Origin of the sequence: Pseudolysinimonas sp. (assembly GCF_031389465.1) — a bacterium.
Classification (GTDB): Bacteria; Actinomycetota; Actinomycetes; order Actinomycetales; family Microbacteriaceae; genus Pseudolysinimonas_A.
Genome location: NZ_JANMSQ010000271.1, coordinates 1 through 2,871, shown reverse-complemented (window position 1 = coordinate 2,871; position 2,871 = coordinate 1). Strand labels below are relative to the sequence as shown.

The 2,871-nt window shown below is 67.3% G+C and carries 4 protein-coding genes; 2 read left to right on the top strand and 2 right to left on the bottom strand.

The genetic code is table 11. From position 1 onward, the window contains the following. Positions 1-5: 5 nt before the first annotated feature. A complete protein-coding gene (locus RMO30_RS10820; protein WP_309713187.1) occupies positions 6-167 on the top strand; it encodes a PLDc N-terminal domain-containing protein in 162 nt (53 codons plus the stop codon). A 22-nt stretch (positions 168-189) separates the two neighbouring features. Here the strand turns inward: RMO30_RS10820 and RMO30_RS10815 are convergent, their stop codons facing one another. Both RMO30_RS10815 and RMO30_RS10810 read right to left on the bottom strand, forming a co-directional pair. Then, entirely contained in the window at positions 190-840 is a 651-nt protein-coding gene (locus RMO30_RS10815; protein WP_309713184.1) for a response regulator transcription factor, read from the bottom strand. A 44-nt stretch (positions 841-884) separates the two neighbouring features. After that, positions 885-2,237: a sensor histidine kinase gene (locus RMO30_RS10810; protein WP_309713183.1), complete on the bottom strand. Its 1,353-nt coding sequence runs from the start codon at positions 2,235-2,237 to the stop codon at positions 885-887. A 164-nt stretch (positions 2,238-2,401) separates the two neighbouring features. Between RMO30_RS10810 and RMO30_RS10805 the strand changes: the two genes are divergently transcribed. After that, positions 2,402-2,871: DNA starvation/stationary phase protection protein (locus RMO30_RS10805; protein ID WP_309713179.1), on the top strand; the 470-nt coding region annotated here is incomplete at its 3' end.

The following is a 2,871-nucleotide window of genomic DNA, read 5'->3' as shown; positions in this document are numbered from 1 at the left end:
GCCTCATCGCCCTCATCGTTTTCATCGTCACCGTGGTGTCGATCGTGAACAACCCCAACCACGGAGGGTTCGGAAAGTTCGTCTGGATCGTGGTGGCGTTCTTCCTGAGCATCCTCGGGTCGATCCTGTGGCTGATCTTCGGCCGCGGACGCGTTCCGAAGCGCTGACCCGCTAGCGCTGCAGCCAGGCTTATCTCTGCAGCCAGGCGATCACGGCGAGAACTCGACGGTGATCGATGCCGGAATCTTCGAGTGCGAGCTTGCCGAAGATCGAGGTGACGTTCTTCTCAACCGCCCCCACTCCGATGAACAGCGCCTCGGCGATCGCGGCGTTCGTGCGGCCCTCCGCCATCAGCTGCAGCACCTCCCGCTCGCGCGGCGTGAGCGTCGCCAGTGGGTCGTGGCGCCGCCCGATGAGCTGCGCGACCACCTCCGGGTCGAGCACCGTGCCTCCGTCGGCGATGCGGTCGATGGCATCCACCAACTCGTCGAGCGAGGCGACCCGATCCTTCAGCAGGTAGCCAACTCCCCCGCTGCCTGAGCCGAGCAGCTCTTGCGCGTAGGCGACTTCCACATATTGCGACAGCAACAGGATGCCGGCGCGCGGCACCAGCGACCGCAACCGGATGGCGGCGCGCACCCCCTCATCGCGGAACGTCGGCGGCATCCGCACATCGAGCACCGCGAGGTCGGGGTCGAGCGCCTCGACGGCCACGAGGAGCGAGTCGGCATCGCCGAACGACCCGACCACCTGGTGGCCGGCCTCGGTCAGCACCCGCACGAGTCCTTCGCGGAGCAGCACGGAGTCATCCGCGACGACAACTCGCAATCCGCTCACCATGTCATTCTCCCGGGTGGGGTTTCGATACGCCGCTGCGCGGCTACTCAACCAACGGAAATCGGCAAGTGGGCGGTGACGACGGTGGGGCCGCCCTTGGGGCTGGAGATGTCGAGGGTGCCGCCCTGGCCGAGTACGCGCTCCTGCAGGCCGGCGAGACCGTGTTCGGGAACCGCCGTCGCGCCCCCGCGACCGTCGTCGGTCACGGTGATGTCGAGCCAGGTCTCCTCAGAGTCCGAGACGCGGCGCAGGTCGAGGCGCAGGTCGATCGCGGTCGCGCCGCTGTGCTTCACCGCGTTGGTGAGACCTTCGGCAGCAATGAAGTACGCGTTGCGCTCCAACTCGGTCGCCAGCTCAGTGCCCTTCGGCAGCGACGACACGACCCGCACCGTGACGGCGCTGCGCACGGCGAGTGACTCGAGGGCGGCGACGAGACCCCGGTCGAGCAGGATCGGCGGCGCGAAGCCCCGCGAGAGCGCACGCAGCTCTTCGAGCGCATCCTTCGAGTGCTGGCGAGCTTCCTCAAGCAGGCGACGGGCGGCATCCGGATCGGTGTCGAGCTGCCGCTCGGCCGCCGCGATGTCCATCTGCAGCCGCACGAGCCGCTGCTGCGGACCGTCATGGATGTCGCGCTCAAGCCGCCGCAACGCGGTTCCTTCGGCAGCGACCGCGGCCGACCGCGACTCGGTGAGGGTCGCGACCTCCTTCTCGAGGGCATCCGTGCGGAACGCGCCGAGCAGCCCGCGGGCAACGCCCCAGTGCATCCAGGTGAGACCACGCGTCACGAACGGCAGCGTCGCCGTGAAGATGACCCCGACGACGACCCACAGCAGCGTGTCGAAGAGCAGCGGGTCGAACTGCCCGCCGAGGCCCAGCACCCGATCGGCAAGCCACCTCGACACGTAGAAGTCACGGTCGCCCTCGGGGAGGTACCCCATCCAGATCCACCCGCTGATGCCGCCGAGTGCGACCGAGAACCAGACGACCGCGATCGTGAACGAAATCGTCGTCACGATGAAATTCACCAGCATCGTCCACACCAGATACAGCCAGTAGTGGCCGTTGCCGAACAGCGCCTTCAGCCAGCCGAAGAAGCCGGTCTTCGCGGTGCGGTCGTTCCAGTCGGGTCGCGGGATGGTCGGCCGCCCCACCCAACCCAGCAGTCCGAGCTCGACGACGCCCGCGCCGCGAGCGAGGTAGAGGGCGCCGACGAGGAAGAGCAGCCCCAAGAAGAACGTCGCGATCGTGCCGGCGGCGGCAGAGACCAGCCCGATGCTCACGGCGAACGTCACCGCCCCGATCGGGAAGGCGATGAACAGAAAGAGCAGCTCCTTCGGCACCCCGGCCCATAGCCGCAGATACAGCGGGCGAGTCGCGGGGCGGGGGGCGTCGGTGCTCATGGTCGTCTCCATTGTTGCGGGCATGGTTCCACCCTCGCGACGCGAGCCGCGTGGCGGCATGGTGCCCGCATCCCGAAACGAGTGGGGCTATCCCCCGCCCTGCCACGAAATGAGGCCAGGCTCAACTCCCTTGCGGAACACAATGTCGCGAGTAGCGTGGAGCCATGACCGACGTAAAGACAGTCCCCACCAGCGCCATCGACCCCGACGTCACCGCGGGAGTCGCCCAGTTCCTCGAACCCGTCGTCATCGACCTCGAAGCAATGGTCGTGAACACCAAGCAGGCCCACTGGCACGTGCGCGGCGCCAACTTCCAAGCCATCCACGAACTGCTCGACGAAGTCGTCGAACACGTGCAGAACTACGCCGACACCGCCGCCGAACGCGTCGTCGCCCTCGGCCTTCCCATCGACGCGCGCATCGCCACCGTCGCCGCCAAAACCACCGTGCCGCCGCTCACCGCCGGCTTCCAACAGTCCGACACAGTCGTCGCCGAAGTCATCGCACAGATCGACGCGACCCTCAAGAGCGTGCGCACCGCGATCGACGAACTCGCCGAACTCGACCCGGCATCCCAGGATGTCGTCATCGAAATCGCCCGCGGACTGGAAAAGGACCGTTGGTTCTTGTTCGC

Bases quoted from the DNA above. Each gene is read 5' to 3' on its own strand.
- RMO30_RS10815 (WP_309713184.1), bottom strand. From the start codon at position 840: ATGGTGAGCGGATTGCGAGTTGTCGTCGCGGATGACTCCGTGCTGCTC.
- RMO30_RS10810 (WP_309713183.1), bottom strand. From the start codon at position 2,237: ATGAGCACCGACGCCCCCCGCCCCGCGACTCGCCCGCTGTATCTGCGG.